Below are 3,649 nucleotides of genomic sequence, written 5' to 3'. Positions count from 1 at the left end.
TGCTGCGCCTGTTGAAAGCCATTCGCCACGACGCCCCGGATATCGAGGCGACGAGGAAGCGCCTCGGCGCGCCGGAAGGCCAGACGGTGGTGCAGGTGATGAAGACCATCCACACCGCGCATGGCGGCAAGCTTTCGGTGTCGCGCGTGCTTTCAGGCCAGTTGGCCGACGCGGCCGAGCTTTTCCTGTCCAACGGCGACACGACGAAGGTCTCCGGCCTCTACAGGATGCTCGGCAAGGACCAGATCAAGCAGACATCCGCCAAGGCAGGCGACACCGTCGCGCTCGGCAAGCTCGACAACGTCAAGACCGGCCAGACGCTGAGTTCGGCCAAGGGCGGCATCCGGCCACTGGTCACGCTCGAGCCGCCGCAGCCCGTCTTCGCCTTCGCGCTTCGCCCCAAGGAGCGCAAGGACGAGGTCAAGATGTCGGCCGCGATCCAGCGGTTGGCCGAGGAGGACCCTTCGCTCAGCCTGCGTCACAATCAGGATTCGGCCGAGACCGTGCTGTCGGGCCACGGCGAGATGCATCTGCGCGTTGTGCGCGAGCGCCTTGAGGGCAAGAACCAGATTCCGATCGAGGGCCATGCCCCGGCGGTGCCCTACCGCGAGACGATCCGCAAATCGGCGCAGCAGCGCGGCCGCCACAAGAAGCAGTCCGGCGGCCACGGCCAGTTCGGCGATGTGGTGATCGAGATCAAGCCGCTGCCGCGCGGCTCCGGCTTCCAGTTCTCCGACACCATCACCGGCGGAGTGGTGCCGAAGACATACATCCAGTCGGTCGAGACCGGCATTCGTGACTATCTGAAGACCGGCCCGCTCGGCTTTCCGGTCGTCGACGTCGCCGTCAACCTGTCGGACGGCTCTTACCATGCGGTTGACTCTTCGGACATGGCCTTCCAGATGGCGGCCAAGCTCGCGATGAAGGAAGGCATGGCCGCCTGCTCGCCCGTCCTGCTGGAGCCGGTGATGAAGGTCGAGATCGTCACGCCTTCCGACGCGACGTCGAAGATCATCGCGCTGATCCCGCAGCGGCGCGGCCAAATCCTCGGCTATGACGCGCGGCCCGACTGGCCGGGCTGGGACGTCGTCGAGGCGACCATGCCGCAGGCCGAAATCGGTGACCTGATCATCGAGCTGCGCTCGGCGACCGCTGGCGTCGCCAGCTACAGGGCCGCTTTCGACCACATGGCCGAGCTCACCGGCCGGCTCGCCGACGAGGCGATGAACGCCAACGGCAAAGCCGCCTGAACAGGTCGGAGTGCCTGACGGGCTGTCCGCTGAAGATATGAAAACGGCGTCCGGTTCGCCCGGACGCCGTTTCAATTGCGGACCGTCTTCCTGGGAGGCAACGGCTGGTCCGCCGCACCCGGACAAATGGTTCGGACGCGGTAGCTGCCTGAGCCCGGCCATTTCGAGTGATGCCCCCATCTCTCGAACCGACCAACCGCGTCCTATGCTCTAGTTAAACCATAGACTGCGTCCGCGACATGTTACCCGATGTTACATGTCACTGTTACGTGTCGGATTCGGCCGTGTTTTTGCCGGCCCGAAGGCATGCGGGCAACAAAAAAGCCGGATCAATAAAGATCCGGCTGAGTTTGATTGGAAGTGCCGATTAGGGCTAACCTCCAGAGGGGAACACTCGAGGGCGCTAATGGGAGGAGAACGCGCCCTAGAGATGCCACTATATATGTGCTCATCATGCCCAAGAAACAAGCATCTATTTTGCAACACACGCATGCAAAAAGACGCAGGCTGTGGTCCAACCCATTCCAGAAAGCCATAGGACCAGGAAAATCGCGGGTTTCAAGCTGCTTCCTGATCTAAAGTGACTGCTTAAATGCCAAATCAAGCCGATTTTGCTCCGAAATACAGGCGACTCGGCAAATGATGCCGATTTCGGCATGCCGAGATTATTTTTGCGGCAGGAGATCGATGATGCGGACTTTTTCAGCAATCGCCGGCAGCGCCCTGTTTCTGGTCGTCGCGCCGGGCGTTGTCGCCGGACTGATGCCCTGGCTGCTGACCGACCATTATCGCAAACCTCTGGCGACTGCGCCGGGCTTCGTGGCCGCGGGCTCCATTTTCGTGATCGGAGCAGCTGCGATCCTGCTGCACGCCTTCGCCCGTTTTGCCCTCGAAGGGCTGGGCACGCCCGCCCCTGTGGCGCCGACGGAGAAACTGGTCGTGGGCGGCATCTACCGCCACGTCCGCAACCCGATGTACGTGGCCGTGCTGGCGATCATCCTCGGCCAGGTTCTGATCTTTTCAAGCTGGCCGGTGCTGCTCTATGGCATGATCACCGCGGCTGCGATGGTCTCGTTCGTCAATATCTATGAAGAGCCGACGCTCGCCCAGCGCTATGGCGAAGAATATGAAGTCTACCGACGCGCCGTGCCCGGCTGGCTGCCCCGCCTCACACCCTGGCGCGGGCAGTAGTCTCGGCCGGGCATTCAGTAAGACCAGCTGCGCGCCTTGGCGATAACGAAATCGCGAAAAACGTGCAGCTTCGCCTGGTTCTTCATCGCATCGGGATAGGCGAAATAGGTGTCGAAGGACGGCACCTCGGTCTCCGGCAGCAGCTGCACCAGGTTCGAGTCCTTGTTGATCACATAGTCCGGCAGCATGGCGATGCCCGCGCCGCCCTGCACCGCCCGCTTGATCGACAGGATGTCGTTGATCTGCAGCGTCGGCACCCGCTGCGCGCCTTCGAAATCGCCGACTGTCTCCAGCCAGTTCAGCTCCGACAGATGCGAAGGCACCGGCACGCCGAAGGTGACGATGCGATGGTTCCTGAGCTCAGCGATCGAGGCCGGCCTGCCGAACTTGGCGATGTAGGACGGCGCCGCGTAGAGGTGGAAATGCACCGTGAACAGCCGCCGCTGGATAAGGTCGGGCTGCTGCGGCTGGCGCAGCCGGATCGCGCAATCGGCCTGGCGCATGGTGAGGTCTAGCTCCTCATTGGCCAGGATCAGCTGCAGGCTGATCTCGGGATAGAGCTCGATGAATTCCTGCACGCGCTCGGTCAGCCAGCCGGCGCCCAGCCCCACCGTGGTCGTCACGCGGAGCACGCCCGACGGCCGGTCCTTGGTCTCGGTCAGCCGCGTCTTGATGGTTTCCAGCTTCATCAGCACGTCATGCGCCGTGCGGAACAGCATCTCGCCCTGCTCGGTCAGCACCAGGCCACGCGCATGACGGTGGAAGAGTGCGACGCCGACATCATGCTCGAGCGCGCTGACCTGCCGCGAAATGGCCGATTGCGACAGATGCAGCGTCTCGGCGGCATGGGTGAACGACCCAGCCTCCGCCGCTGCGTGAAATACGCGTAGCTTGTCCCAGTCCAGCGCCATGATTCCCCTCGCGTTGCATTTGGCGTCTGAATGAAAAATCAGGCTTTTAAACGGCTTTTTTCAGCCGATTTGTCACTCCGCCGCTTCGCGGTGAACCTCGATGCCGGCCAGATATTTTTCCGCCTCGAGTGCCGCCATGCAACCAAGCCCCGCGGCCGTCACCGCCTGGCGGTAGACATCATCGGTGACATCGCCGGCGGCGAACACGCCGGGCACGTCGGTGCGAGTCGAATCGGGTGCCGTCCACAGTAGCCGTTCGGCTTCTGCTTCAGCTTGCCGACGAACAGCTCGACCGCC

At 62.8% G+C, this 3,649-nt stretch carries 3 protein-coding genes and 1 pseudogene; 2 read left to right on the top strand and 2 right to left on the bottom strand.

All coding sequences use genetic code 11. From position 1 onward, the window contains the following. Window positions 1-1,250, top strand: a 1,250-nt coding sequence (locus EOA27_RS27285) for an elongation factor G (protein ID WP_127257714.1), incomplete at its 5' end; no start/stop codon positions are given. A 690-nt stretch (window positions 1,251-1,940) separates the two neighbouring features. Further along, on the top strand, window positions 1,941-2,441 hold the full coding sequence (locus tag EOA27_RS27280; protein ID WP_127257716.1) for an isoprenylcysteine carboxylmethyltransferase family protein: 501 nt from the start codon (window positions 1,941-1,943) through the stop codon (window positions 2,439-2,441). A gap of 14 nt (window positions 2,442-2,455) precedes the next feature. On the opposite strand, the gene EOA27_RS27275 is transcribed toward EOA27_RS27280, so the two are convergent. Both EOA27_RS27275 and EOA27_RS27270 read right to left on the bottom strand, forming a co-directional pair. Then, window positions 2,456-3,352 carry a LysR family transcriptional regulator gene (locus EOA27_RS27275; RefSeq protein ID WP_042646207.1) on the bottom strand — a complete coding sequence of 299 codons (897 nt, stop codon included), beginning with the start codon at window positions 3,350-3,352 and terminating at the stop codon, window positions 2,456-2,458. 72 nt (window positions 3,353-3,424) lie between these two features. Then, window positions 3,425-3,649: pseudogene (locus EOA27_RS27270) on the bottom strand (thioredoxin-disulfide reductase); the annotation flags it as partial.

Source organism: Mesorhizobium sp. M2A.F.Ca.ET.037.01.1.1 (genome assembly GCF_003998075.1).
GTDB lineage: Bacteria > Pseudomonadota > Alphaproteobacteria > Rhizobiales > Rhizobiaceae > Mesorhizobium.
The sequence above is the reverse complement of the archived record's forward strand: the minus strand, read 5'-3'. Positions and strand labels throughout refer to the sequence as shown.